The sequence below is a fragment of the Leuconostoc gelidum subsp. gelidum KCTC 3527 genome (assembly GCF_000166715.1).
GTDB classification, from domain to species: Bacteria; Bacillota; Bacilli; order Lactobacillales; family Lactobacillaceae; genus Leuconostoc; species Leuconostoc gelidum.
This window is the reverse complement of the sequence record NZ_AEMI01000015.1, coordinates 36,472-62,973: the sequence shown is the minus strand read 5'-3', so window position 1 is coordinate 62,973 and position 26,502 is coordinate 36,472. Positions and strand designations below refer to the sequence as shown.

The window sequence follows — 26,502 nt, the reverse complement described above, 5'->3', positions numbered from 1 at the left end:
AAACATGGAAAATAGAGCTACAAAAAAAATAGGAAGTGCCTTCATTTATTTCTTCGGTGCTTTTGGTGGCATTTTATTTGGTTATGACATCGGCGTTATGACAGGTGCTTTGCCGTTTTTACAAAGGGATTGGCATTTAACTGATGCTGGTACAATTGGTTGGATAACATCAACACTCATGTTAGGAGCAATTGTCGGTGGCGCATTGGCCGGTCAATTATCTGATAAATTAGGCCGTCGTCGCATGATTCTTGCATCATCATTTGTATTTGCCATTGGTGCCATAATGGCGGGATTTTCGCCAAATAATGGTGTTGCTTGGTTGTTGTGTGCACGTGTGTTACTTGGCTTGGCAGTAGGAGCCGCTTCGGCTTTAGTACCATCCTATATGTCTGAAATGGCTCCTGCTAAAACGCGTGGTCGCTTATCAGGATTAAACCAGCTGATGATTGTGTCTGGTATGCTTTTATCCTATATTGTTGACTATTTATTGCAAGGGTTACCTCACACAATTGCGTGGCGCCTAATGTTAGGGTTAGCAGCAGTGCCTGCCATTATACTCTTCTTTGGTGTTTTACGGTTACCTGAATCACCACGATTTTTGGTCAAAACTAATAAATTAAAAGAAGCGCGTCAAGTCTTAACTTATATTCGTCCGGATAAAGAAGTTGATCCAGAATTAAAGGACATTCAAAAAACTGTAGCGCTTGAAGCAGGTGCTCAAAAAAATATTACCTTGGGAACGTTGTTTTCAAGTAAGTATCGTTATCTTGTAACAGCTGGGATTGGTGTAGCAGCTTTTCAACAGTTTATGGGAGCAAACGCTATCTTCTACTATATTCCTTTGATTGTTGAAAGAGCCAGTGGACAAGCGGCTTCTAGCGCACTATTGTGGCCTATTATTCAAGGTGTCATTCTTGTGCTTGGTGCGCTACTTTACATTGTCATTGCGGATAGATTCAAGCGTCGTACATTGCTGATGCTTGGGGGTACAATTATGGCATTGTCCTTCTTGATGCCTGCTGCGTTAAATGCACTTCTTGGTGCAGATAAGTTTCCACCTATGTTGATTGTTGTATTCCTATCTATATTTGTGGCGTTTTATTCATTTACTTGGGCACCACTTACTTGGGTATTAGTAGGAGAAGTATTTCCGTTAGCTATTCGCGGACGTGCTAGTGGTTTAGCGTCATCATTTAACTGGCTTGGATCATTTGCTGTAGGTCTTTTGTTTCCAATTATGACTGCGGCAATGCCACAAGCATCAGTATTTGCAATTTTTGGTGTTATCTCAATCATTGCTGTGCTCTTTATTAAATTTGCCGTACCAGAAACTTACGGTAAAACACTTGAAGAAATTGAGGCACAAGGGACAAACCGTTAAAACACGACAAAATTCAAATGGTTTATCTGAATCAAAACAAAAACGCTAGTCAGATGAACACGAACTGATTAGCGTTTTTCACTTAGGAGAATGTTTATGATGACACATGAAGAAACAATGCAAGCAATTAAAACAGGCGACATTGCCTTGGGCGTCGAATTTGGATCGACCACGGTTAAAGCTGTGTTAACAACAGAAGATTTTAAAACAATTGCTTCAGGCAGTTACGAATGGGACAACAATTTTCAAGATGGGCTTTGGACTTATGCGGTTGCTGACATTTGGTTAGGTCTACAGACGGCATATGCCAATTTACAAAATCAGATTCATGATAACTACGGTGTGACAATAACCAGTATTAAAACAATGGGATTTTCTGCTATGATGCATGGTTATTTGGCATTTGACAAAAATAATCAATTATTGGTACCTTTTCGAACGTGGCGTAACGCCATTACAGGTGAGTCTGCTTCAGAATTAACCAAATTATTTAATTTTAATATTCCGCAACGTTGGAGCGTTGCACATCTTTATCAAGCCATTTTAAACCAAGAGACGCATGTTAAAAATATCGATTTTTTAACCACACTAGCCGGCTATGTACATTGGCAGTTAACAGATGAGAAGGTAATTGGTATTGGTGATGCATCTGGTATGTTTCCGATTGATGAAAAAACGGGAACTTATAATCAGTTAATGCTGGATCAATTTAGTTCACTTAAATCGGTTCAACAATATAATTGGCAAATAGACAATATTTTACCAACACCATTAAAAGCTGGTGGCAATGCAGGTCATCTGACAGAAAAAGGCGCAAAGTTATTAGATCCAACGGGTCACTTAACAGCTGGAGCAATTATTGCGCCTCCTGAAGGGGATGCTGGGACTGGTATGGTAGCCACTAACAGTGTCAAAAAAAGAACAGGTAATATTTCGGTTGGCACTTCAATCTTTTCAATGATCGTTTTGGAAAAAAATCTTGAACATGTTTACAGTAATATTGATATTGTTACAACACCCACCGGATTACCTGTAGCAATGGTACATGCTAATAATTCTGCATCTGATTTAAATGCATGGTCGAAACTTTTTGCGCAATTTGTAAAGTTAATTGGTTGTGACATTTCAACAAGTCAACTCTATCAAACATTGTTTGATGCTGCATTAAATGATGCTGAACCGGATGCAGGTGGACTTTCTGGCTATGGATATTATTCGGGAGAAAATATTACTGCAGTTCCTGAAGGGCGACCATTGCTTGTTAGACAACCTGACTCTAATTTCACAATTGGTAATTTGATGCGTTTGCATTTATTTACAGCTTTTGGCGCAATTAAGATTGGTATGCGTATATTAGAAGATGAACAAGTACTGACTGATAATATTGTGGCACAGGGTGGCGTATTTAAAACACCAATTGTTGCCCAAAAGTTGTTATCTGCGGCTTTAAATACCGACATTACTGTGATGAAAACTGCAGGTGAAGGTGGCCCTTGGGGCATGGCAATTTTGTCGTTATATGCTGCAAATAAGCGTACTAATGAAACATTAGATGACTTTTTAAGTCATGTTGTTTTCGCTAATGAAAAATCTGAAACTTTATCACCAGATCCAACTGATGTTGCTGGATTTGAGGCATTTATGACAAGATATGTTGCTGGATTAGATATTGAATTGGCGGCTATCAAAGCATTGCCATCACAAAAAAGAAAGGAATAAAGGTTATGCTAGAAAATTTGAAGAAAGTAGTTTATGAGGCTAATATGGCCTTGCCAGCCAATAATTTGGTGACACTCACATGGGGCAATGTCTCGCAAATTGATCGTGAAAAGGGTTTGTTTGTCATCAAGCCTAGTGGTGTAGATTATAAAACACTTCGGCCTGAAGATATGGTTGTGGTTGATTTAGAGGGTCATGTGGTTGAAGGTGATATGAACCCATCAAGTGATACCCCAACACACGCTTTTTTGTATCGACACTGGGATGATTTAGGTGGTATTGTGCATACACATTCAAAATGGGCAGTAGCGTTTGCGCAAGCGGGTATTCCAGTGCCGGCCGCAGGCACCACACATGCCGACACATTTTATGGCGATGTACCAGTGGCCGATCGGTTGACACAGGCGGAAGTTGCGGATGAATATGAATTGAATACAGGAAAATCAATTGTTCGTGTGTTTGAACGAGAAAACCTGGATCCAATGGCAATCCCAGGCGTGTTAACGAATGATCATGGTCCTTTCACATGGGGGAAAGATGCCATGGATGCTGTACACAATGCGATTGTTTTAGATGTTGTAGCAGACATGGATTATCACACGATGCAACTTAATCCAGCACAAGATATTCATGTGCCACAGTATTTATTAGACAAACATTATTATCGTAAACATGGTGCTAATGCTTATTATGGGCAGAGTAAAGACTAAAATTTAAAATATTTGAGTCATTTATTTTGTAAATTGATTATGATATATGTTTTCACAAAAAACCAACATACCTTCTTTGAAGCGAAGATATGTTGGTTTTTTGTGAAAAATGCTTAAATACGGCTCTATGTTTTGTGATGTATGCCTTACTGTGTTGGTGCATGCAAAACTAACCCGTGTTCAGGTGTTCGTGCATTAATGACAATATCTTCAATTTTGAATATATGAGTCAATTGATCAGGTGTAAAGCATGATTTTTTCTCGGCAAGTTGACGCAATGATTTACCTGTTTTGATAGATTCTTTGGCCAGTTTTGCAGCTTCTTGATAACCGATAATCGGAGTCATAGCAGTAGCGAAACTAACAGATAAATCAATATCTTGTGCAAGTCGTGATTTGTTACTTGTGATGCCATCAATCGCATTAAGTCGTAAGGTAGTCATTGCTGATGTGAGATGCTCAATACCAGCAAATAACGAGCGGAATATGATTGGTTCAAAAGCGTTGAGTTCTAATTGTCCAGCTTCTGCAGCTGCGGTAATTGTTGCATCAAAGCCAAACATTTCAAAAGCGACTTGATTTACAACTTCTGGAATGACTGGATTAACTTTGCCAGGCATAATTGATGAACCAGCTTGTTTTGCCGGTAAATTGATTTCAAGAAGCCCAGATCGCGGTCCGGAACTCAGTAACCGTAAATCATTGGCAATTTTAGAAAGACTCATGGCTAGTGTTTTCAAAGTACCAGATAAAGCGACCAAACTATCAAGATTTTGTGTGGCATCAAACAGATCATGAGCCTGTGTTAATGGCAACTTGGTGATGCCTGCAAGGTTTGGCACAATATGGACTTGATAATGGTAGCTCACATTAATGCCTGAACCGATTGCTGAACCACCTAAGTTCAACATATAAAGTGCGTCGCGTGCGGTTTTGATACGTAAATCATCTCGAAGTAACGGTTTTAACCAAGCATGAAAGCTGTTACCTAAAGTCGTTGGGACGGCATCTTGCAATTGCGTACGACCCATTTTATAGGTCGTTGAGAATTCATCAGCCTTGTTGCCTAAAGCATCAATTAAATTTTGTAGTTCCAAAAGTAGTGGATCGAGCAAACGTAATAAAGCTATTTTTCCAGCACTAGGATAGGTATCGTTTGTACTCTGAGCCATGTTAACATCGTCATTTGGATTAATATAAGTATAATCACCGCGCACACGACCAGTTTGTTCCAAGGCGACATTAGCAATGACTTCATTAACATTCATGTTAGCTGATGTGCCAGCGCCACCTTGAATATCACTGATTGGAAACATTGATAAATCAATTGGATTATTGAGGAGTGTTTTAGTGGCACTGACGATATGTTTGGCTACAGACCGATCAAGATTACCAGAGGTAGCATTAGTTTTTGCAGCCGCTTGCTTTATTTCTAAAAAAGCACGAATCAATTCAGGATGTGTTGGTTGTGAAGAGATGGGGAAATTATGTAATGCACGTTGTGTATGAATACCATAATAAGCTGTTTTTGGGATGTTGAGTTGACCGAGTGAATCAGATTCAGTGCGCATGAGGCTCTCCTTAGTAAATTCCTATAGGATCATTTTATCTCTTTTATCGACTATACCAATTAAATATGTCACCTATATTGACATGCGTTTTTCTTTGTAAATAAAGCGTTTAAACAATAAATTTACTCATGTATGAATTAAAACCAAATTAAAACAGCACATGCATGATGTGCTGTTTATTATTATTTTACTGACACAACTTTGGCTGTATGGTCGTCTTCGCCAATAACAACACGATTGACAACATCTGTGAATAACCCATGTTCGACAACACCAACCATTTTAATTAGCTCATCGCCAAGTTCGCGAGGATTTTCAATGATTGGTAGATGTAAATCAATTAAAAAATTTGCTGAGTCGGTGCGTACAGGATTACCATTTTGATCTAATCGCCATGACGGATGAAATCCGTCAGCTTGAAAACGTTTAAATAGTTGATTTGATCCGTAGGGAATAACTTCAACTGGTAAGTATTGATTTAATTTTGAAACACGTTTCGTTGCATCAACGACCCAAATATTTTCACGTGAATTGAAAGCTACAATCTTTTCCCAAAGCAAGGCAGCACCGCCACCTTTAATCGCTGAAAAATCATCCGCAATTTGGTCAGCACCATCAATTGTGAGGTCAATTTTGTCAACATCATCAACATTATACATTGGTATGCCTAGTTGGGCAGCATTGCGGCGTGTTTTTTCAGAGGTTGCCACGCCAACGATTTTTAAGTTTTCCTGAGCCACGCGCTCTCCGAGAGAGTCAATGACATGGGCTATTGTTGATCCAGATCCAATACCTACGACCATACCATTTTGAACAAACTCAGTGGCACGGCGACCAGCAATAATTTTTTGTAAATCTGTACTCATGGTTTATACTCAATTTTCTGATATTTAGTTGGGTTATTTGCAAAAGCTTTTTTGACGTAAGGACAAACAGCCTTAATTGTCATGTGTTTATCATGTGCTTCAGCAACTACGGTATCAAGTAATTTTGCGGCAATACCTTGCCCACGTAAAGAAGGGTCAACGTTTGTTGCATTAATAGCATATGTTTGCCCATTATTGATGGTTGTGTAAGTGATTTCAGCCACTGTTTTGTCATTTTTTTGTAAAAAATAACGTCCAGGTTCATGTTGAAAGTCCATAATTTTTCTCCATTCTGTTTTCAATGCGTAAGATAACAAGGTAGTTGCTTCTTATCTCATTATACCGCATGACTTGGGGCAATTGTGTTGTTAATTTTTAACATATGAATTTTGAAGTAACACATTTTAAAAACAGGGATTATGTATGAATTCATATCAACTAAACAGTGTCTTAAAAATCATTATCACGATTAAATCAATAATACCCAATACATTTTAGCTATTGATGTAGCAATCGGTTACTTACTGGTGATTGGGTAACTAACAATTAACATAACAAAAATTATCTATTGTTTGATGAATTAGGGATCTTAGCGTATGCTAGTGCCAAACCATAAATGATGCCTTCAATAAATGTAATGAAGAAGCTGACTGGCCAGTTGGTTATGTAGCTGAGATAGAGACCCATCCATGTCCCAAATAAAGCAAATACGAACGACAAAAGCATCATGCTATGAACCGAATGAGCTAAATATTTAGCGGAGGATGCAGGAATAGTCAATAAAGAAAAAATAAGTAAAGAGCCAACAATTTGTGCAGTCACGCTGACGGTACAAGCGACCAAAATTAAAAAAAGCGATGAGATCCAAGCAGTATTTTTTGCATTATATTGAGCACCGATGGTATCAAAAGAAATATATTTAAGTTTTCTAAACATGATGCCCGTAATACATAAAATAGTTGCAATTAAAATGAGTAATTCAGTCACATTTGCGCGGCTTATTCCCACAATACTACCAAATAAAATATTGGTTGCATAGCTTGACTGCTTGTTTGATAGTGACAAGAAAAGGACGCCAAGACCTATAAAAATAGCCGAAAAAACACTCACTGATGATTCTCGTTGGTTCATATTTCGACCCGTCAATGATACAAAAATTGAGCTAGTAATTGTAAATAATAACATGCCAGTTATTGGTGAAATACCTGCAAATATCGCGAAACTGGCGCCTGAAAAACTTATTTCAGAAAGTGTATGTGTATAAAATGCAGTTTTTCGAGCAACTACAAATACGCCCATTATTGCGCAGATAATAGAAATAAAAAAACTGGCAATAAACGCATATTGCATAAATGAATAGGTAAACATACTGATCTTTCCTCTCTGCTACCGTAGTTTAGTCATGACACCATGACGATTGCTGATATGTAACTCAACGTCACCAAATAACTTAACTAGTTCGGGATCGTGAGTGATAAATATGACGGCAATATTCTCCTGATTAATAATCGTCTTGACTAAATGTAATAAATTGATTCTTGATTCACGATCTAAGTTGGATGTGCTTTCATCTAGTATGAGTAGTTTTGGGTGAGCTATAAGTGCCTGAGCCAAGTAAGCACGTTGCTTTTCGCCGCCAGAAGCTTCCCCGAGTGGTCGATTTTTGATGGCAGTCAGATTGACTAAAGATAGAATTTTGCTTAATTTTTCTTTTTCAAGAGAGGTTAACCAAGGGCGCCATTGTTTGATCAAATTCAGTGTGACAAAATTTTGAATACTCAATGGATAGTCATCATCAATATTTCTAAACTGTGGGATGACTTGAATCGCTTCAAAAGATGTATTGAAATTAATGTGTGATTGGTGTTCTTGCTTAGATTTAGCAGCTTTTAACAGATGATTTATTAAAGTTGTTTTACCAACCCCGTTGTCACCGGTGATACACAGCAGTGTATTTGTATAAATAGTAAAAGAAAGCCTATCAATTAGTGGCTTTCCTGCAACTTGAATGTTTAATTCTGCTACTTCTAAAATTTTACTTAACATAGTATCACTTTTCTGTTTGTTGAATTTTTTCTAATTGATTGTACTGTGAAATCATCCATTGCTCGTATGTTTTACCTTTGGGCATTGTTTCAGTTACTTTCAAGACAGGAACTGAATATTTGTTTGCTAATGTCACTAATTCGGTCACAGTTTTGTCTGTAGCTTGTGTATTTTGTACGAAAAATGAGATTTTTTTACTTTTAATATCATCTTGCATAATTTTGATATCTTTTGGTGAAGGATCAGTACCGTCCTCGACGGATTTTGCGAAATGCGTGTTATTTTCCGTATAACCAAGTTCCTCTAAAGCGTAATCAAACACAGGTTCGCTAACATCTACAGCTTTATTGTCTGAATTTTTCTTTAAAGAGGTGATTTTAGTTTGAATAGGTTGTAATTGTGCAATGTACTTTTCAGCATTCGCTTTGAACTCTGATTTGTGCTTTGGATCTATTTTTGAAAATTTAGTTGCTAAGTAGTTTACAAGTTTTGGCATTGTTTGACTTTGATACCACAAATGAGGATTATCACCGTCTTTTTTACCTAAGACATCTTCGCCAACTCGAACTGATTTGACATTAGCATTTTTGGCTAACTTAGTCATCCAAGAGTCATAGCCAATACCGTTATAAACGACTAAATTGGCATTGGATACCTCTTTGGCTATTTTGGCACTTGGTTCATAGTCATGTGGATCAATGTTTGGGTTTGTGATAACGGATTGTACGCTACCGTAATTTCCCAAAACTTTTTTAGCAGCCTCCCCGTAAAAATCAACAGACGACACAACTTTTATGCCTTTATTATTGTTTGCACTGCTTGTTTGACTATGATGCGTGCCGATAAATATAAGGATAATTGCTGCTAATATAACAATGACTATAGTACCTATTGTATAACGACGTTTCATATTCTTTATTCCTATCTTTCTTAATTTTAAGTGGTTTTAACAGTTAAACAACTTAGGGATCTATCAGTTTGTGTTTATTTTTGATGTTCATGTTTTTACTCCTTCTTGTTCGATGATCCATTCGTCGCTTTCTGAAACAAACTAATACTTATTATAGTAATCATTATCATTAATGTCAACAATAAGTAGCGATTACTTTTAATTAATTATCAAACTTAAAATTATTAAACGATGTGGGTATGACTATTTCAAATTACGTTTATTCAAAGTCAATTTAAAATTAATCGAATTTTACCGTATAATGGTAAAGTAAGATCAACTAATAATGGAGGAAACGTATAGCGTGTGTAACTATATAGTTACATCGCTGTACTTTAATAATATGCGTGGATTTGAAATTGTTTCAACGAAAGCCAATGATGGCCTTAATTTACCAAAACGAAGCACACAAGCGGCAGCTGGATATGACTTCGAAGCTTCAGAAGATGTTGTCATTCCTAGCGCTTTAAGTAATCATTTTTTTAAGGGATTGAGTATTTTGTCATTAGGTAAATTAAAGGGTGTGCGTGATAATGCAGATCTCCAAAATATGCTAAAACCAGTTTTAATACCCACTGGTATCAAGGCTTACATGGATAATGGTGAGTATTTGCAACTTGTTTCGCGTTCAAGTGGACCAATTAAAAAACGTATTATGATGCCCAATGGTGTCGGAATTGTGGATGCAGACTATTATAACAATTCTTCAAATGAAGGCGAGATTTTCTTCCAATTCATTAATTTTGGCATTAAGGATGTCAAAATAAAAAAAGGCGAACGGATTGGACAAGGTATTTTCTTACCATATTTATTGGCAGATGGGGATGATAAGGTCGCAAAGGCTTCACGTCAGGGTGGTTTTGGATCGACTGGACAAAACTAATCAACTAATAACATACTCTATTGTTATCGCAAACAGTGTTAGAAAAACTATCAAGTTACACAATGCATCTAATCAATTATTGACAAAGGAGAATAACTATCGCCAAAGTAAAAACACAATTTATTTGTTCCAACTGTGGCTTCACATCAGCACGTTATCTTGGGCGGTGTTCAAACTGCGGTGAATGGGGCACATTTGTCGAAGAAAAAATTGCGCCTGAAGTAAATGATCGTAAAAGTCGTGTGAGTCTTGATGGACGTACGGCAAAAGTAGAAAAAATTAATGAAATTACTTCTGAAGAAACGCCACGTGTGGCGACCAATTTAAAAGAGCTCAATCGTGTATTAGGTGGTGGTGTTGTTCCTGGGTCAATGGTGTTAATTGGTGGTGATCCAGGTATTGGGAAATCAACACTGTTGTTGCAAGTTTCTGGGCAATTGGCACATGAGGGCCGCGTTTTGTACGTCACCGGTGAAGAATCTGCGACACAAGTTAAGTTACGTGCTGACCGCTTGGGTGTCGGTAACGATGAATTTTATTTGTACCCAGAAACTGATATGACGGCCATTAAAAAACAAATTGATGAATTACAACCGGATTTTGTGGTGATTGATTCTGTGCAAACCATGCAAGAACCAGATGTGACATCAGCAATAGGATCAGTATCACAAATTCGAGAAGTCACTGCAGATCTCTTACAAATTGCCAAAACAAATAATATATCTATCTTCATTGTTGGTCATGTTACCAAAGATGGTGCGATTGCAGGGCCTAAAATTTTGGAGCATATGGTTGATACAGTGCTTTATTTTGAGGGTGATAGTAATTATAAATATCGTATTTTACGTGCAGTGAAAAATCGATTCGGTGCAACCAATGAGTTGGGTATTTTTGAAATGCGTGATGGTGGTTTAATTGAAGTGGCTAATCCTTCGGAAATTTTCTTAGAAGAGCGTTTAGCTGGGGCAACGGGTTCAGCAATTGTTGTCGCACTTGAAGGATCTAGACCAATCTTAGTGGAATTGCAAGCTTTGGTCACACCAACAGTGTTTGGCAATGCACAACGGACAGCATCAGGATTAGATCGGAATCGCGTGTCATTAATTATGGCAGTGTTAGAAAAACGAGCCAATCTACTTTTGCAAAATCAGGATGCTTATTTGAAAGCAGCAGGCGGTGTTAAGTTAGATGAGCCAGCGATTGATTTAGCTATTGCAGTAGCAATAGCTAGTTCATACCACGATAAAGAATCTCGTCCGAGTGATGTTTTTGTCGGCGAAATAGGGCTAACGGGCGAAGTACGCAGTGTTGCTGATATTGAAGGACGATTAAAAGAAGCGCGTAAGCTCGGATTTAAACGGGCAATTGTGCCTAAGAACAATTTGAATGGTATCGTGTTTCCAGAGGGTATACAAGTTATTGGCGTAACGACGTTAAGTGAGGCTTTAAAATTGGCTTTGGATTAAATTAGTGGCTGAGAATTTTTTGTTGTGCTTATGGTATCAATTAACACAGCAAAGAGATGAATACAGTCGGTTGTTTGCTAGACCAACGACCGAATTTAAAAACGATTTAAAAAAGATAAAAACCTAATAAATGATAGTTATCAAACTTGAATAAAATTTTTGCACAAAAAGGTACCTTTTCTGGTAGCTTTTTTGTGTAAGTGGTTAATTTTTTACAAAAGGATGTTACTAAAAAATAAAAAACGCTTATTATAAGAAAATAAGCGTTTTTACTTGAATACAATAGTTTAGCTGTCAAAGTCAATTTTAAGTTTTATGAATCAGAAATTCACTAATATTCTAAGAAATTATATCTTTTTCCAATCTATAATAACCATGATCATAGTTAAAAAAATAAACATTAAGACAAAGAACATTTGTGCAGACCAATTAATATATTCACTGAATGGACCAGCCGTAAGGCTACCCAAAGCAAGACCCAATACTGGAAATAGTTCTCCTTTTCCCCGTGCTGATTGACGCTCATCTGCCGTATAAGATTTTGTTAATAAAGCACTTCCGGAAGCATAGCTCAAACTCCAAAAAATACCAATAAAAAGCAGTGTTAACATAACTGTCACGTGATTGACATTGAATATACTAATCCAAGTAGCAGCAATCCCGATGGTTAAAGCACATAATATTTGTATTTTTAACGAAATATACTTTGAAAAAAAAGGTAATAGAACAACTGGTAAATACATGCCAATCATATGTAGCTGCATACCCATCATTCTCTGGCTAGCAGAACTGTGCAGCATACTTTTCATAAATATCGGAGCCCCCGACATTATTAATGCCATAGAAAAACAACTGCATAGACATATCAGGATACTACTTCTAAAGGTTGGTCTTTTGAGAAGAGATAAAAAACTCACGTATTTTTGTTTTTGCGTGTTTTGTGTATTAGTTGGATAAATTATCGTATTGTCTACTTCTTTACGAGGTAGACAACTATTAATGATCATAGCGCAGACACCAAGAATACCAACTAGTATATATGCACCAGAATAGATTGGAAATAATATTTGGCTTGTCCATGTTGCTAGTATAGGTCCAATAATAGCTGCAACTACCCCAGCCGATAATACTAAAGAAATATTGCGAACCTCTTTTCCATGAGAAATATCGGCAGCGACATATCGGTAATAATTGGCAATTGCTTGGTAAGCACCTACACAAGAAGTACCAATACAAAGAAGAATGAAAGAATGTTTTGTTATAGCATACCAAGAAATAAGACCACCTAAAGCGGCAATAAATCCGCCTGAAATAAATATGTTTTTTAATCCGATTCTTGTAGCAATTTTTGGAATATTCGGGGCAACAATAACGCTTAATATGGCAATCAAAGCCATTGGAATAGTGGCATAAACTTTATTTCGAGACAGTTCCGAGCCGACCAAAGCAGTAATAGTCATATCAACACTCATTGCGGATAAATAGCAAGCTTGGGAAAGCATTAATAAGCTAATTACAACCTTATTTTTTTGTACCATCATAAGTTTATCCCATCTTGAATATTATTTGCCGAATAATATAGAAAATCACCAGATTCTTTTTCAAACACTTCATATTTTGCTTCTTTCCATGCTTCTTGCGTAGATGTGGTATGAAATTCATTAGAATTGTTTTTCAAGATTACTCCTTGCCAGGGGAAAATTCGACTATTGGAATTAACTAAATGTATCCCAAATTGTCCGGGTTTTGGATGAACAGTGGCTCTAATACAACCTTCATATTTCTGTAAAACAGCGTCCATAACACGTAATATTACAAGTTTTGAAGTGAACTCAAACGCTTTTTGCGAAGCACGTCTTTGTAAAGTCTCCGAGTATACCTCAAATACTGAATTAACATTTTCTTGAGTCATTGATCTAAGAACTGAACAATCTATGTCATTTGTATTTATATTTCCACTCATATTATTTATTAAATATTGAATTCTAGAAGAGGATTTATTATTTTTCCACCAATCCTTTAACTCATGCTGCACTTGTTGTAAGGTTTGATCATATTCATCTTGTTTATCACTAAGAACATCATTCATCATATCAACATATTTAATATTATCTTGAATACCCATTTTATCAATTATTTGTTTAGCACGTTGACTATACGATTTATATTCAAACGCATCTACATCACAAAGATCGGAATAAATGAGACCATCAGAGATAATTATAAATTCTGTCTTTTTATTCATCAATTCTTGAGTTAAAAAAGAAATTAAATATAATCGTTGTAAACATAACATTTCACCCGCATCTAAATTATGATGCCAAGTTTTTAAGGGATTAGGAATTTTAAATGGAAAGGAGGGCAATACAAACTGAATGCTTTCTTTAGAATTTTCCAGACATTTTGTTAAATAATTTTTAACGTCAAAAGAATTACCATTTCTAAATTTTTTAGAAGAAAGTATTGTTGCAACTTGCTGAGATGGAGATAATAATCTTAATTCTCTCCATCGTTCACGTATAATCAATTGTGCTTTTTGCTCAGCCTCTTTTTTTAAATTGTCATACTTAACATCTATAAATTTTTTTCTAGTTTTGGATTTTCAGTATAAATTACCTTTTTTTATCAATTATTGCTGGTTCTGATAGCAATACATACCAAGGATCAAAATCATCCGATAATAACTTTATATTCGACTTTAATTTATTCATAAAAATAGCCCTCCTAATTTGTATATAAGTCTAGCACTAAATAATATATTTTAAAATATAAAAATTATAATTAATCAAAATTTTTATATTTAAATATCTTGATAAACACTGCCGTTAATGCTAGCAGTTTTAATAATTGTATGATAGGGTTCGTTGTTATTCATATTAGTTGTTGCAAGAATAGAAACAGAATACTATTAAATAATTACTTTTCCATGACTAATGCTTGTAATAAAATATGCTATAAATACTTAAAAAATTATCATTGAATGAAAAAGTGAAGAGAAACAAAATATTGCGTGAGCCCTTAGGAAAACACTTATTGCCAAATGATTTACTAATTGAAAAAAATAATTAATTTTATGGTATTGTATCAGACCAAAAATTGATTGAACACTTTCAATCAATGAAACAGATAAATCAGTAATTAGACTCGTTTCTGTCGCTGTTGATTCGAATTTTCAGAATCAAGGCATAGGCTTTTTACTGCTCAAACAAGTTATTGATGACCATCAAATAGAGGGTATGTTGCGTTCAGATTGACAGCCAGAGCTTTGGATCATGACTTTTATCTTAAAAATGATTATTTGGATATTATAAACTATTACATGTAATCTGCTGTTGAAAAAGGATAAGATAGGTGGGTCTCATTTATAATAAACAAATTCGGTTTTTTGCTAAAAGTTTGCAATAGTATTGTTTCAACTGTGCATATTGGAAATTAGACTAATGAATGTTGTATACTAGTATCTAGACGAAACATGATAAAATGACACTTAGGAGAAACGACACAACATGACTGAAGAAATTCGTGTTCGCTACGCACCATCACCAACGGGCCACTTACATATTGGTAATGCGCGTACAGCAATCTTTAACTGGCTTTTTGCGCGCCATTATAATGGCAAGTTCATTATCCGTATTGAAGATACTGATACAGCGCGTAATATTGCGGACGGTGAGAAATCACAATTAGATAATTTGGCTTGGCTTGGGTTGGATTGGGATGAATCACCAGCAAATCCTGGTGAGTACGGACCTTACCGTCAATCAGAACGTAATGAACAAGGGTTATACCAACCATTTATTGACGAATTATTGGCTAAGGGACGGGCTTATAAGTCATATAAAACAACGGAAACAATTGCAGCTGAGCGTGAAGCACAACAAGCAGCGAAGCAAGCACCGCATTATGTTTACGAGTATGAAGGGCTAACATCTGAAGAACGTGAAGCCAAATATGCTGAATTTGAAGCGCAGGGATTGAAAGCTGTCGTTCGTTTCCGTGTTCCTGAAGAAAAAGTTTACGCATGGAATGATATTGTTAAAGGTCATATTGAAATTGGCGCCAAAGAAGTTGGTGGTGACTGGGTTATTCAAAAAACTGATGGCATGCCAACTTACAATTTTGCAGTGGTTGTGGATGATCATTTGATGAAGATCTCTCACGTATTACGTGGCGATGATCATGTATCAAACACACCAAAACAAATTATGATCTTTGAAGCCTTAGGTTGGGATGTACCAAAGTTTGGTCATATGGCATTGATTATTAACGGTGAAACAGGCAAAAAGTTATCAAAGCGTGATGAGAATCTGTTGCAATTCGTAGAACAATATCACGAATTGGGTTATCAACCACAAGCAATGGTCAATTTTATTGGTTTACTTGGTTGGTCGCCAAAGGGTGAAGACGAGATTTTCTCACTTGAATCATTTAAACAAATGTTTGACGAAACGCGTTTGTCAAAGGCTAATGCTAAATTTGACCAAAAGAAGTTGGAATGGATTAACAACCAGTGGATGCGTCGTGATTTAGATCAAGTGATGCCACAATTAATTCAAGAATTAGTAAACGCTAATTTAGTTTCCGCGGCTGACGCAGAAACTAAAAAAGATTGGCTTGCTGAAGTGATCAAGGTAGCTGGCGTGGAAGGCATTTCTTACACACGCGAAGTTGTTGCGTTAGTGCGTCAACCATTCTTTGAATTAGGAGACATGACTGATGAGATGGTCGATTATTTGACATCAGACGATGGACGCAAAGTATTTTCTGCATGGGAATCAGCTTACACAGCGCTACCAGAATCAGCAACCGCAGAAGATTATATGAATACCATTCGTTCGATTCAAAACACACTTGACATCAAGGGTCGCAATTTATGGAACCCAATTCGTATTGCGACAACGCATGAAATTCAAGGTCCTAACCTACCAGAAATGTTAGTTGTTATGGATAAGAAAACAATTTTGAGTACAATGGCTGATATTAAAGCGACATATTTGAATTAATTAGTGACACGATGAAGTACCATCTCAGGAGCGTTTATATTAGACGCTAATGGAGGTGGTACTTTTTATGTTAAGCAAAGTTGACGACATGACTAGTAGTTTGCAATATAATAAGGTTATAAATCTAAAAGTGATGTAGAAAGCGTGATAAAATGTATGCCATTGAAATGATTGATTATGGGGATGTTGATGTATTGGTTGCAACGAAAACAGCTGTGCAGCCGATTATCAAACCAACTCAAGTTTTAGTTAAACAGCACGCAACAGCAATTGATCCTTATGATGTGAAATTTAGACAAGGATTAATGGGTAAAGAAAAGACAGTACCTTTAATTACAGGGTCATCTGTGGCTGGTGAAATAGTTGCACTAGGCGAAGAAGTCACTGGTTTTACTATTGGAGATCGAGTAGCTGCTTCACCACATTTGAATAGTTACGCTGAATTTGTCGCTTTAGGTCGCAAAACTGTGGCTAAAATACCAGATAATGTGAGTTATGCACAGGCAGCAGCTTTAGCATTAGGTGCACAAACAGGTTATCAAATAATCACTGAAGACTTGAATGTTCAGGCAGATGAGTCTGTGCTGATATTAGGAGGTGCTGGTTCAGTTGGCTTGACTGCGTTACAAATGGCTAAATTACGTGGGGTAAATGAGATTTTCACGACAGCGGTTGGTGAAGGTATCAGCTTCCTAAAACAATTTGATTCGAATTTACATGTGATTGATGCACGTGCAGAACAATTGGCTAAAATAATACCAGAAGGTGTTGATGTCATTTTGGATACAATAGGTCATGATACGCTTAAACAGGCGTTGTCTGTATTAAAGCCAACAGGCCGTTTAGTGTCACTTGTTGGAGATGATAGTGATTTACGCGTCACACATGGTTACTTAAAATCAAATGGGGAACAATTAAGAGATCTCCTTCAGTTGGTATCAGAGGATAAGATCAAGGTCATTATTTCAGACATTAAGCCGTTTAATGTTGAAAATTTGAAGACATTTCAAACTTTAAAACATGTAATAGGCAAATTAGTGTTAACTTTTGAATAATGTGTTGGTAGTACGTGATGTGTCACGTACTTTTATTTTGTCAGTGAAAGTGAATCAAATCACTTTCACTGACAAAATAAATAATAAAAAGAGCTGTAATCTTTACAAATAATAAAAAAGCGCGTACAATTAATTTGTAAATTAGTTCACATGGAAAAAGGGGTATTATTATGAAAGCAGCACTTGTACGTGAAACACCAGATGGATACGTTGATTTAATTAATGATTGGACACCGAAACCATTAACATTTGGTGAAGCTTTAGTAGATATGGAATATGTTGGTTTATGTCACACAGACTTGCATGTTGCCGGGGCTGATTTTGGCAATCCAAATGAAATGGGGCAACGTAATGGTCAGTTCCGTCGTGTTATTGGTCATGAAGGTGTTGGACGTGTATCAAAGCTTGCGGAAGGTGCGGGCGATTATTTGAAAATTGGTGATCGCGTGTCAGTTGCTTGGTTCTATGATGCCTGTGGCGTATGTGATTATTGTGTTTCAGGAAATGAAACATTTTGTCGTAAAGTCCGTAATTCAGGTTATACAGTTGATGGTGCAATGTCACAGCAAACTGTTGTCAATGCAAAGTATGCTGTTAAAGTACCAGAAGGCTTAGATCCAGTGGAAGCCACATCAATTACGTGTGCAGGTGTGACTATGTATAAGTCACTTAAAGTTGGTGAAACAAAGCCCGGACAATGGGTTTCCGTTCATGGTGCTGGTGGTTTAGGTAATTTAGCTGTGCAGTATGCTCATAATGTTTTCGGTGCACATGTTGCTGTTATTGATGGCAATGATGACAAGCTTGCTGCTGCCAAGGCAAACGGTGCTGAGGTTTTGATTAATCGTAAGAAAGTAGCCGATGTTGCTGCTGAAGTGCAAAAGGCAACTGGTGGTGTGCATAACGCACAAGTAACGGCCGTTAATGCAGCAGCATTTGACCAAGCTGTCAGCTCATTACGCCCAATGGGTAAATTGGTCGCAGTTGCCTTACCACAAGGTGATATGGCTCTAAACATTGCAAAAACTGTATTAGATGGTATCGAAGTCCGCGGTTCATTGGTTGGTACACGTGCGGATTTGAAGGAAGCCTTTCAATTTGGTGCCGAAGGTAAAGTTAAGCCCATTGTAGAAAAAGTTAACTTTAACGATATGAACGAAGTAATTGATGAGATGAAAGCCGGAAGTATTACAGGTCGTAAAGTATTTGATCTCACAGCATTATAATGCAAGTGAACGTTCAGAGTGGTAGTTGTTCTGGACGCTTTTTTGTTAGCTAAATAATGATAAAACTAGTTGTGGTCGTAGCGGTTAGGCCGTGCTTGTGTTAGAATTGGGTAACAGATGTATTGGAGGGAATGTATAAAAGATTGTTGACATACTAGTTAACAGTAGGTATACACTGACAGATCATGCCATATTTTACACAACAACTTTTTAATGGACAACGCGATCGCATTTTACGTGTTGTTGATGAAGCTAACGAAGGACAGGAAACGGCTGGATTCATTCATGTTTTTGATGAGCGGCGTGTGTTTGATTTTGATTATGCATTAGAATTGACTGACGGTAACATCACACAGGCAGCTTTTGATGAAGAAGGCGAAGCTAACAATACGTTTAGTGTTAATTTTATGCCTTTGACTCAAAATGATCAGGAAGAAGTTCCGGATGAAGTTTTTGAAGCGTGGTCAGCATTAATTGGCCGTGATTATGCTTTGATGCCTCATGTACATATTAATATGTACCAGCAACCTTTGAAACAAGCAATTGAACAGATTGACAAAGACTCTTTTGAAGAACGTTTGCTAGAATTAGTCACGCGTATTTTAGGCTCTTCAGTGGTTGGCTTTGAAGAAAAGGCTTTGACGTTATTTCCAAGCTATCTTGTTCAAGAGCAACAAGAAATTCAAGCGCAACAAGGACCTTCAACGCAAATTATCTTACCAGACTGATAAAAATAATAAATGAATTGACAAAAATTAAGAATTGCCTTAAAATTATCATATCTTAATGAATCAATGAAGCGAAGAGTAAACATTGCGTGTCAAAAAAGCGAGTCGGAATAGTGAGAGCCGATATGTCATAAAATGTTGAATATGAACGTGGAGATGACAAGTAGTGTCAGCTATTTGTCCGGTTAGAACCGTTATCACTATAAGGATTATTAACCAAAACTTAGGTAGTTAATAGTTGAATTTGGGTGGTACCACGTTTTTCGCGTCCCAGTTGATCATTATGATTAACTGGGACTTTTTTATTAACTTAAAATTTGAAAGGACGATGTCAATGATTGTTGAAGGGACGTTGGTAAAATAAATAATTATGACAAATAAACATCTCGTCATGTTTAGGTGTTTGACCAAATTGAATAGTGTTGTTAACCAAAGAAAGCTTAATTTAGCTTTAGAAAAAGGAGTACAATAAATGAATACTAAGAAAAAATCTGAGGGTTTTTCAGTCCGTTCCGTTGTGGCAACAGGTATTGGTGCAGCAGTCTTCTTTGTGCTAATGAAATTTATTGCCATCCCAACAGGTGTACCAAATACCACTATTAATGTGGCAGAAGGTTGGTTGGCTTTAATTGCTGGTTTGTTTGGTCCAGTAGTTGGTTTGTTAGTTGGCTTTATTGGCCATACATTAAATGATGCTGTCACTTATGGCTCACCTTGGTGGTCTTGGGTAATTGCTGATGGTATTTTTGGCTTTTTACTTGGTCTCGGGAAGAAACATTTAGCCTTGGAATATGGTAACTTATCAACCAAAAAATTAATACAATTTAATATTTGGCAAGTGATTTCGAATGTTATTGCGTGGTTTATTATCGCACCAATCGGTGATATTTTGATTTATAAGGAGGCTGCGCAAAAAGTCTTTCTACAAGGCGCCGTTACAGCGGTAGTGAATTCATTGTCTGTTGCGATTATCGGATCATTACTTTTGGTGGCCTATGTTAAATCACGACCAAAGAAAAATAGTTTACGAAACGAATAATGATTGCTAAGCAAGTAAATGCTTGCGTACATAAATAAATTCAAAGGAATATTATGCCAGCACCAATAATTGATTTTCAACATGTTACATTTAAATATCATGCACAGGCTGAACCAACACTTCACGATGTGAGTTTTCAGATTTATCCAGGCGAAAAAGTACTCATTGCTGGCGCATCTGGTTCTGGAAAAACGACGCTTCTTCGTTTGCTTAATGGGCTTATTCCACAGGCTTATGCTGGAGATGTTACGGGCAAATTAACGTTAAATGGTGGAAATATTATTGAGCAAACTCTATTTGATTTGTCTTTGCAAGCTGGGACAGTATTGCAAGATTCCGATGCCCAGTTTGTCGGGTTGACAGTGGCAGAAGATATTGCTTTTGCGCTCGAAAATGACAATCAACCAGTATCTCATATTAAGGCAGAAGTGAGTAAGTGGGCCAATCGATTTGGTTTGGGAGAACGTTTAGGTTTAGCACCACAAGCACTTTCCGGTGGTCAAAAGCAACGCACAGCGATGGCGGGTGTGTTGGTGGATGATGGTAAATTATTGTTATTTGATGAACCCTTGGCAAGTTTAGACCCAGCTGCTGGTGTGGCCGCAATGGAAATGATTGACAAGTTGCAAACAGAACGTGAATTGACAGTTGTTATCATAGAACATCGTATTGAAGAGGTGCTCAGCGCAAATGTTGATCGTGTGATTGTTATGGCAGATGGCCGAATCGTAGCCAATGGCACCCCAACTGAAATGATTCAATTGGGTATTTTGCCGGAAAATGGCTTAGATGAGCCTTTATATGTTAAATTATTGCGTCGCGCAAATGTTGATGTCGCGTCACTAGCAAACGTGGCAGATGTTAAGCAGGTCATTGTAGATGAAAATAAGGTAGCCATCGAGCAACTGAAGATACCGGTAAAAAAAGGATTACATGACACGCCAAAGTTAGTGATTGAAAATATCGATTTTAGTTATGATAAAAAGCAGCCGTTGTTTAAAAAATTTAGCACGGTTATTCATCAAGGTGAAGTTTTAGGTATTGTTGGTAAGAATGGGTCAGGGAAAACAACATTATCACATCTATTGACAGGATTTTTGATGCCTGGTGCAGGCGATATTTTACTAGATGGTAAGTCAGTCTTACAGCAATCAATTAAAGAACGTGCAGATGATATCGGGTACGTACTTCAGAATCCAAACCATATGATAACCAAAGCAACTGTTTTTGAGGAAGTGGCTAGCGGATTAATATTACGTCATGTGCCAAATGATGAGGTTGAAGCGCGTACGCGCACTGTTCTAAAATTAATTGATCTTGATAATATGCGACATTGGCCGATATCGGCGCTTAGTTTTGGTCAAAAAAAACGTCTGACAATTGCTGCTGTGTTGGTGTTATCGCCTCAAATTTTAATTTTAGATGAACCAACTGCTGGACAGGATGCGACACATACAGGGGACCTATTAAATTTCCTAGCGACAATTAATCAGCAAGAAAAAACAACGATTGTCATCATTACGCATGATATGCATTTACTAGCCAACTTTGTAGAACGTGCATTGGTGGTTGTTGATGGCCAACTATTGGCAGATACGACACCTGCTGAGTTATTAGCAAATGAAAAATTAGTAACGGCGGCGAGCTTGCGCACAACAAGTATTTATCAATTGGCGAATCGATTGGGTATTTCAAATCCCGAAGAGTTAAATGCGGCGATTGTCCATGGATAACTGTAGTTTGAATATTTTGGAAGGAAAAAAGTGCTGACTAGTGTGTGTGAAGATTTTATTGACACAAAAGTGATATATTTTGGCATAATGACTATGAATAATTTATTTGGATACAAAGAACGGGATACTTGGCTTAATCACACAACTGGCACAGCAAAACTGGTTGGTTTTTTGGCAATAAGTACAATGGGCATGATTTCCTACGATACACGTTTCCTGTTAGCGCTAGGTATTTTAGCGATTGTTTTGATGAAAATGGCGCAAATAAAATATCATGAATATGCGCTTATGTTGAAATTGGTACTTGTTTTTGCAGTGATCAATTTGGTGATGGTGACCGTGCTTGCGCCACAATATGGGGCGCAGTTGTATGGCACGCATCATGCTTTGTTTGGTAGTGGTTATTGGACAATCACAGAAGAGCAAGTGTTTTATGAATTTAACTTGTTGTTAAAGTATCTATTCTCACTACCCTTGGCAATTATTTTGCTTTTCACAACCAATCCAAGTGAGTTTGCTGCAGGTTTGAATAAAATTGGTGTACCTTATAAAATAGCTTATTCTTTTGCCATTACCTTGCGTTATATTCCTGATGTTCAAAGTGACTATCACACAATCAGCTTGGCACAACAAGCACGTGGGTATGAAATATCTAAAAAAGCGTCACTATTAGCAAGATCAAAGGGTGCTGTACAAATTATTATACCTTTGATATTTACAAGTTTGGATCGAATTGAAACAATTAGTCAGGCCATGGAACTACGTCGTTTTGGTAGAGGAAAAAAGCGTTCTTGGTACCAAGAACAAGCCTTTTCAAAACGTGATATTATAGTTTTTATTGGTTCAATTGTCGTTATTGTTACTGGTGTAGGACTTTTAATCAGCAATAATGGTCGTTTATATAATCCATTTCAGGATAGGTAAGATTGGTTAATTACATGCAAAAAACAGCAAGGGAATGGCAAGAAGAAGCGAAAAAGTACCAACCATCACTACAACAAGATTTGTTGCAGTTTTTGGCGATCCCGTCAGTTTTAGATACGACAACAGCGACGTTTCAACAGCCATTTGGAATTGGGATCGAGACAGCGTTGCAATTTTTGTTTGATTTAGCGACTCGTGATGGTTTTATAGTAACTCGTGTGGCTGATAACATGGTTGTTGTCGTTGATTATGGACCAAATGATGCGGCTGAGACGGTTGGCGTTTTGTCACATGTGGATGTTGTCCCAGGTAACGCGTCTGCTTGGCGAATGACCCTACCGTTTAGTCCCAAAATTGTTGGTAATCGTCTTTATGGACGTGGCACACATGATATGAAAGCTGACTTAATTGCCAGTTATTATGCTTTATTACAATTAAAAAACAATGGCTTTTTACCAAAGCGCGGTATTCGTTTGATATTTGGTAGTGATGAAGAGTCTGATTGGCGTGATATGAAAGCGTACTTGGCACAAGTTGGGGAACCAACGTTGGGATTCTCACCAGACGGGGCATTCCCAGTAGTACCAGGGGAAAAAGGCGTGCAAACAATTACGATTAAATTTAAGGGAGAGACACGAGTCGATTCTGACTGGCAGTTACTTAAGTTTGATGCTGGTGAACGAGATAATGTTGTGCCTGGTGTCGCAAAAGCGATAGTTAGTTTGCCAGATAAGTTTGATATTAATCAATTTTTAGCCACATATGAACAATATCTAACACAAACACCTTTAATCACTGGTATTGGACAGTACGATGATGGTCACATTTTATTGACTTTGTATGGTAAAGCAGTACATGGGGCTTATCCAGAGGACGGTTTAAATGCAGGGACGTATTTAGCTCATTTTTTGAATCAATTTGCATTTGAAGGGCAAGCACACGCCTTCTTAGAATTTTTGGGTGATGACAATCATCAGAATGTGTTTGGTGAAAAAGTAGGGCTTGTATTTCATGATGCTATTATGGGTGATCTCACGATGAATATCGGTAAAATGACTTATCGACAAGCACAACCTAGTCAGATACGAATTCAATTTCGTTTCCCAATCGGTATAACTGAAACAGCAATTTTAACACAAGTTCAGCGACATATTGGCGATCTCAATGCTAAGATTTTCAAGGAAACGCAATTTGGTAATCAGCCGCATATGGTTAATCTTGATGATCCGATTGTACAAACGTTAGAATCAGTTTATGCGCAACACACAAACACGGCAAAAACTTATAAAATATCAAATGGTGGTTCATATGCGCGTCTGTTAAAACGTGGCGTTGCATTCGGAGGGCAATTTCCAAATGTTGAAGTGATGAGCCATCAACCAGATGAGTATGTTCTGTTAGAAAATATACCCAAAGCGCAGGCTATATTTGCACAGGCATTATATGAGTTGGCAAAATAAGTGAGATTTTTTAGAATAAGAACAACTATACAGCGATTAGGGAGAAAAAATGCAGCTACCAGAATTTAGAAAAGCGTTAGAACAAGCATTATCAACACAAATTGTTGATAATGTCTTAATGAAAGCCTATGTTTTTCAAGAAACAAAAAATAATGCTCGCAAAGAGCGGGCACAATACGGTACCGTGAAATTAGAACGTAATGCCGATGCCATGTGGGAAAATATTGTATCCAATTTGCTTGTTAGTATGCAAGGCAAAAAAGATGATGGTATTTTAAAGCAATTAGAAGATTCTGATTTCATTGATACGATTACGGATATGTTAGAAGAAGTTGAATTTAACAACGAATCGTAAGCGCTTAGAAGTTTTTTCACGTATTATTTGTTGACCAGGTGGAAAATTCTGCGAAACACTTGAAATGTTAGGTCGTTTTGTAGTATCATTAATAATTGTGAGTATACAAAAGTATATCCACTCCTTGCAGCCAAGGCTGCCGGAGACCAAAAGGAGGAAATAAAACATGGCTACATCATACGAAATGACTTATATCGTTCGTCCTGACTTAGAATCAGATGCAAAGAAAGCGCTTGTTGAGCGTTTTGACGGCATTTTGACTGATAACGGTGCAACAATTACAAAGTCAGCTGACTGGGCAACTCGTCGATTTGCATATGAAATTGCTGGATACCGCGAAGGCGTTTACCACATTATCAATTTCACTGCAGAAGACGATGCTGCTATCAACGAATTTGATCGTTTGGCTAAGATTTCGCAAGATATCTTACGTCACATGATCATTAAGCGCGACGCAGAATAATTCTGAAATTCCACTGGTGAAGGAGCTTTTATTATGATTAATCGAGTAGTATTGATTGGGCGATTGACCCGTGACGTGGAATTGCGCTATACCCAATCGGGTACGGCTGTCGGTACGTTTAGTTTGGCGGTTAACCGTCAGTTTACTAATCAAGCTGGTGAACGTGAAGCTGACTTTATTAATGCCGTTATTTGGCGTAAAGCAGCTGAAAATTTTGCAAACTTTACTGGAAAAGGTGCTTTAATTGCCGTTGAAGGTCGTTTGCAAACAAGAAATTATGAAAACAATCAAGGACAACGTGTTTACGTTACTGAAGTTGTTGTTGATAATTTCTCATTACTTGAATCACGTGCTGAAAGTGATAAGCGACGTGCCCAAAATGGTACGTCGGAACCATCTAATAATGGTGGTGGCTTCAGTGCACCAAGTGATAACTCATTTAGTGGTGTTGATCCATTTGCTAGTGCGAACCAAAATTCAAACACGCAATCAACTGCACCGAATGAAGCAGCTAACCCATTTGCGGCTAGTGGCAAAACAGAAATTGATATATCAGATGATGATTTACCATTTTAAAAATATAAATAAAACGATATGAAAGGAGCTTTTAATCATGCCAGAACAAAACTCTCGTCCACAAAACTCAGAACGTCCACAACGCTCACGTCGCCCACAAGGCGGTCCACGTCGTCGTCGTAAGGTTGACTTCATTGCAGCTAACCATATTGAGTACATTGACTACAAAAACACAGAATTGTTGGAACGCTTTATTTCAGAACGTGGTAAGATTTTGCCACGTCGTGTAACAGGCACTTCAGCAAAAAACCAACGTAAAGTTACGATCGCTATCAAGCGTGCTCGTATTATGGCTTTGTTGCCATTCGTTACGGAAGATTAATATTATTGTCTTCAAAAACTCAGG

Annotated in this window: 26 protein-coding genes; 18 read left to right on the top strand and 8 right to left on the bottom strand. The window is 37.3% G+C overall.

Annotation, left to right across the window (positions count from 1 at the left end):
• Positions 1-4: 4 nt before the first annotated feature.
• The 3 genes from EUI_RS0103070 (at position 5) to EUI_RS0103060 (ending at position 3,813) form a co-directional block, all read left to right on the top strand.
• On the top strand, positions 5-1,384 hold the full coding sequence (locus EUI_RS0103070; protein ID WP_010015991.1) for a sugar porter family MFS transporter: 1,380 nt from the start codon (positions 5-7) through the stop codon (positions 1,382-1,384).
• Between the two features lie 96 nt (positions 1,385-1,480).
• A complete protein-coding gene (locus tag EUI_RS0103065; RefSeq protein WP_010015990.1) occupies positions 1,481-3,103 on the top strand; it encodes a xylulokinase in 1,623 nt (540 codons plus the stop codon).
• Between the two features lie 5 nt (positions 3,104-3,108).
• Entirely contained in the window at positions 3,109-3,813 is a 705-nt protein-coding gene (locus EUI_RS0103060; protein ID WP_010015989.1) for an L-ribulose-5-phosphate 4-epimerase, read from the top strand.
• 146 nt (positions 3,814-3,959) lie between these two features.
• On the opposite strand, the gene EUI_RS10025 is transcribed toward EUI_RS0103060, so the two are convergent.
• The 6 genes from EUI_RS10025 to EUI_RS0103030 all read right to left on the bottom strand — a co-directional run bounded on the left by EUI_RS10025 (position 3,960) and on the right by EUI_RS0103030 (position 9,206).
• On the bottom strand, positions 3,960-5,384 hold the full coding sequence (locus tag EUI_RS10025; RefSeq protein WP_010015988.1) for an aspartate ammonia-lyase: 1,425 nt from the start codon (positions 5,382-5,384) through the stop codon (positions 3,960-3,962).
• 182 nt (positions 5,385-5,566) lie between these two features.
• On the bottom strand, positions 5,567-6,250 hold the full coding sequence (gene rpiA, locus EUI_RS0103050) for a ribose-5-phosphate isomerase RpiA (protein WP_010015987.1): 684 nt from the start codon (positions 6,248-6,250) through the stop codon (positions 5,567-5,569).
• Positions 6,247-6,552, bottom strand: a complete 306-nt coding sequence (locus EUI_RS0103045; protein ID WP_224132845.1) for a GNAT family N-acetyltransferase — start codon at positions 6,550-6,552, stop codon at positions 6,247-6,249. Before EUI_RS0103045 ends, rpiA begins: the two co-directional genes overlap by 4 nt.
• Positions 6,553-6,811: 259 nt before the next feature.
• A complete protein-coding gene (locus EUI_RS0103040; RefSeq protein ID WP_010015983.1) occupies positions 6,812-7,618 on the bottom strand; it encodes a metal ABC transporter permease in 807 nt (268 codons plus the stop codon).
• An 18-nt stretch (positions 7,619-7,636) separates the two neighbouring features.
• On the bottom strand, positions 7,637-8,296 hold the full coding sequence (locus tag EUI_RS0103035) for a metal ABC transporter ATP-binding protein (RefSeq protein WP_010015982.1): 660 nt from the start codon (positions 8,294-8,296) through the stop codon (positions 7,637-7,639).
• Positions 8,297-8,300: 4 nt separating this feature from the next.
• A complete protein-coding gene (locus EUI_RS0103030) occupies positions 8,301-9,206 on the bottom strand; it encodes a metal ABC transporter solute-binding protein (protein WP_010015981.1) in 906 nt (301 codons plus the stop codon).
• 382 nt (positions 9,207-9,588) lie between these two features.
• Here EUI_RS0103030 and EUI_RS0103025 point away from each other — a divergent pair, with 382 nt between their 5' ends.
• Positions 9,589-10,128 (top strand): dCTP deaminase/dUTPase family protein, encoded by a 540-nt coding sequence (locus EUI_RS0103025; protein WP_029508503.1) that lies wholly within the window; start codon positions 9,589-9,591, stop codon positions 10,126-10,128.
• Between the two features lie 98 nt (positions 10,129-10,226).
• Complete coding sequence (radA, locus tag EUI_RS0103020; protein WP_081460643.1) at positions 10,227-11,594, top strand: DNA repair protein RadA; 1,368 nt, start codon at positions 10,227-10,229, stop codon at positions 11,592-11,594.
• A 347-nt stretch (positions 11,595-11,941) separates the two neighbouring features.
• On the opposite strand, the gene EUI_RS0103015 is transcribed toward radA, so the two are convergent.
• Entirely contained in the window at positions 11,942-13,135 is a 1,194-nt protein-coding gene (locus tag EUI_RS0103015) for an MFS transporter (RefSeq protein WP_010015977.1), read from the bottom strand.
• Positions 13,132-14,121 (bottom strand): L-tyrosine/L-tryptophan isonitrile synthase family protein, encoded by a 990-nt coding sequence (locus tag EUI_RS0103010; protein WP_010015976.1) that lies wholly within the window; start codon positions 14,119-14,121, stop codon positions 13,132-13,134. Before EUI_RS0103010 ends, EUI_RS0103015 begins: the two co-directional genes overlap by 4 nt.
• A gap of 586 nt (positions 14,122-14,707) precedes the next feature.
• On the opposite strand from EUI_RS0103010, the gene EUI_RS10985 reads away from it, so the two are divergent.
• The 13 genes from EUI_RS10985 (at position 14,708) to rpsR (ending at position 26,478) form a co-directional block, all read left to right on the top strand.
• Positions 14,708-14,848, top strand: a complete 141-nt coding sequence (locus tag EUI_RS10985; RefSeq protein ID WP_224156797.1) for a GNAT family N-acetyltransferase — start codon at positions 14,708-14,710, stop codon at positions 14,846-14,848.
• Between the two features lie 252 nt (positions 14,849-15,100).
• Positions 15,101-16,597: a glutamate--tRNA ligase gene (gltX, locus tag EUI_RS0103000; RefSeq protein ID WP_010015974.1), complete on the top strand. Its 1,497-nt coding sequence runs from the start codon at positions 15,101-15,103 to the stop codon at positions 16,595-16,597.
• A gap of 152 nt (positions 16,598-16,749) precedes the next feature.
• Positions 16,750-17,652 carry an NADP-dependent oxidoreductase gene (locus EUI_RS0102995; protein WP_010015972.1) on the top strand — a complete coding sequence of 301 codons (903 nt, stop codon included), beginning with the start codon at positions 16,750-16,752 and terminating at the stop codon, positions 17,650-17,652.
• Between the two features lie 170 nt (positions 17,653-17,822).
• Positions 17,823-18,878 carry an alcohol dehydrogenase AdhP gene (adhP, locus tag EUI_RS0102990; RefSeq protein ID WP_010015970.1) on the top strand — a complete coding sequence of 352 codons (1,056 nt, stop codon included), beginning with the start codon at positions 17,823-17,825 and terminating at the stop codon, positions 18,876-18,878.
• A gap of 185 nt (positions 18,879-19,063) precedes the next feature.
• Complete coding sequence (locus EUI_RS0102985) at positions 19,064-19,606, top strand: hypothetical protein (RefSeq protein ID WP_010015969.1); 543 nt, start codon at positions 19,064-19,066, stop codon at positions 19,604-19,606.
• Between the two features lie 472 nt (positions 19,607-20,078).
• Positions 20,079-20,645 carry an ECF-type riboflavin transporter substrate-binding protein gene (locus EUI_RS0102980; RefSeq protein ID WP_010015968.1) on the top strand — a complete coding sequence of 189 codons (567 nt, stop codon included), beginning with the start codon at positions 20,079-20,081 and terminating at the stop codon, positions 20,643-20,645.
• A 53-nt stretch (positions 20,646-20,698) separates the two neighbouring features.
• A complete protein-coding gene (locus tag EUI_RS0102975; protein ID WP_010015967.1) occupies positions 20,699-22,378 on the top strand; it encodes an ABC transporter ATP-binding protein in 1,680 nt (559 codons plus the stop codon).
• Positions 22,379-22,471: 93 nt separating this feature from the next.
• Positions 22,472-23,302: an energy-coupling factor transporter transmembrane component T family protein gene (locus EUI_RS0102970; protein WP_014947401.1), complete on the top strand. Its 831-nt coding sequence runs from the start codon at positions 22,472-22,474 to the stop codon at positions 23,300-23,302.
• A gap of 14 nt (positions 23,303-23,316) precedes the next feature.
• A complete protein-coding gene (pepV, locus tag EUI_RS0102965; protein WP_010015965.1) occupies positions 23,317-24,762 on the top strand; it encodes a dipeptidase PepV in 1,446 nt (481 codons plus the stop codon).
• Between the two features lie 49 nt (positions 24,763-24,811).
• Entirely contained in the window at positions 24,812-25,117 is a 306-nt protein-coding gene (locus tag EUI_RS0102960; protein ID WP_010015963.1) for a hypothetical protein, read from the top strand.
• Between the two features lie 166 nt (positions 25,118-25,283).
• Complete coding sequence (gene rpsF / locus EUI_RS0102955) at positions 25,284-25,580, top strand: 30S ribosomal protein S6 (RefSeq protein WP_010015962.1); 297 nt, start codon at positions 25,284-25,286, stop codon at positions 25,578-25,580.
• 33 nt (positions 25,581-25,613) lie between these two features.
• Positions 25,614-26,156 carry a single-stranded DNA-binding protein gene (ssb, locus tag EUI_RS0102950; RefSeq protein WP_010015961.1) on the top strand — a complete coding sequence of 181 codons (543 nt, stop codon included), beginning with the start codon at positions 25,614-25,616 and terminating at the stop codon, positions 26,154-26,156.
• 37 nt (positions 26,157-26,193) lie between these two features.
• Positions 26,194-26,478 carry a 30S ribosomal protein S18 gene (rpsR, locus tag EUI_RS0102945; RefSeq protein ID WP_010015960.1) on the top strand — a complete coding sequence of 95 codons (285 nt, stop codon included), beginning with the start codon at positions 26,194-26,196 and terminating at the stop codon, positions 26,476-26,478.
• Positions 26,479-26,502: the final 24 nt, after the last annotated feature.

Coding starts and splice junctions, on each gene's coding strand:
- EUI_RS0103070 (WP_010015991.1), top strand. CDS start 5: ATGGAAAATAGAGCTACAAAAAAAATAGGAAGTGCCTTCATTTATTTC.
- EUI_RS0103065 (WP_010015990.1), top strand. CDS start 1,481: ATGATGACACATGAAGAAACAATGCAAGCAATTAAAACAGGCGACATT.
- EUI_RS0103060 (WP_010015989.1), top strand. CDS start 3,109: ATGCTAGAAAATTTGAAGAAAGTAGTTTATGAGGCTAATATGGCCTTG.
- EUI_RS10025 (WP_010015988.1), bottom strand. CDS start 5,384: ATGCGCACTGAATCTGATTCACTCGGTCAACTCAACATCCCAAAAACA.
- rpiA (WP_010015987.1), bottom strand. CDS start 6,250: ATGAGTACAGATTTACAAAAAATTATTGCTGGTCGCCGTGCCACTGAG.
- EUI_RS0103040 (WP_010015983.1), bottom strand. CDS start 7,618: ATGTTTACCTATTCATTTATGCAATATGCGTTTATTGCCAGTTTTTTT.
- EUI_RS0103035 (WP_010015982.1), bottom strand. CDS start 8,296: ATGTTAAGTAAAATTTTAGAAGTAGCAGAATTAAACATTCAAGTTGCA.
- EUI_RS0103030 (WP_010015981.1), bottom strand. CDS start 9,206: ATGAAACGTCGTTATACAATAGGTACTATAGTCATTGTTATATTAGCA.
- EUI_RS0103025 (WP_029508503.1), top strand. CDS start 9,589: ATGCGTGGATTTGAAATTGTTTCAACGAAAGCCAATGATGGCCTTAAT.
- EUI_RS0103015 (WP_010015977.1), bottom strand. CDS start 13,135: ATGATGGTACAAAAAAATAAGGTTGTAATTAGCTTATTAATGCTTTCC.
- gltX (WP_010015974.1), top strand. CDS start 15,101: ATGACTGAAGAAATTCGTGTTCGCTACGCACCATCACCAACGGGCCAC.
- EUI_RS0102995 (WP_010015972.1), top strand. CDS start 16,750: ATGTATGCCATTGAAATGATTGATTATGGGGATGTTGATGTATTGGTT.
- adhP (WP_010015970.1), top strand. CDS start 17,823: ATGAAAGCAGCACTTGTACGTGAAACACCAGATGGATACGTTGATTTA.
- EUI_RS0102985 (WP_010015969.1), top strand. CDS start 19,064: ATGCCATATTTTACACAACAACTTTTTAATGGACAACGCGATCGCATT.
- EUI_RS0102980 (WP_010015968.1), top strand. CDS start 20,079: ATGAATACTAAGAAAAAATCTGAGGGTTTTTCAGTCCGTTCCGTTGTG.
- EUI_RS0102975 (WP_010015967.1), top strand. CDS start 20,699: ATGCCAGCACCAATAATTGATTTTCAACATGTTACATTTAAATATCAT.
- EUI_RS0102970 (WP_014947401.1), top strand. CDS start 22,472: ATGAATAATTTATTTGGATACAAAGAACGGGATACTTGGCTTAATCAC.
- pepV (WP_010015965.1), top strand. CDS start 23,317: ATGCAAAAAACAGCAAGGGAATGGCAAGAAGAAGCGAAAAAGTACCAA.
- EUI_RS0102960 (WP_010015963.1), top strand. CDS start 24,812: ATGCAGCTACCAGAATTTAGAAAAGCGTTAGAACAAGCATTATCAACA.
- rpsF (WP_010015962.1), top strand. CDS start 25,284: ATGGCTACATCATACGAAATGACTTATATCGTTCGTCCTGACTTAGAA.
- ssb (WP_010015961.1), top strand. CDS start 25,614: ATGATTAATCGAGTAGTATTGATTGGGCGATTGACCCGTGACGTGGAA.
- rpsR (WP_010015960.1), top strand. CDS start 26,194: ATGCCAGAACAAAACTCTCGTCCACAAAACTCAGAACGTCCACAACGC.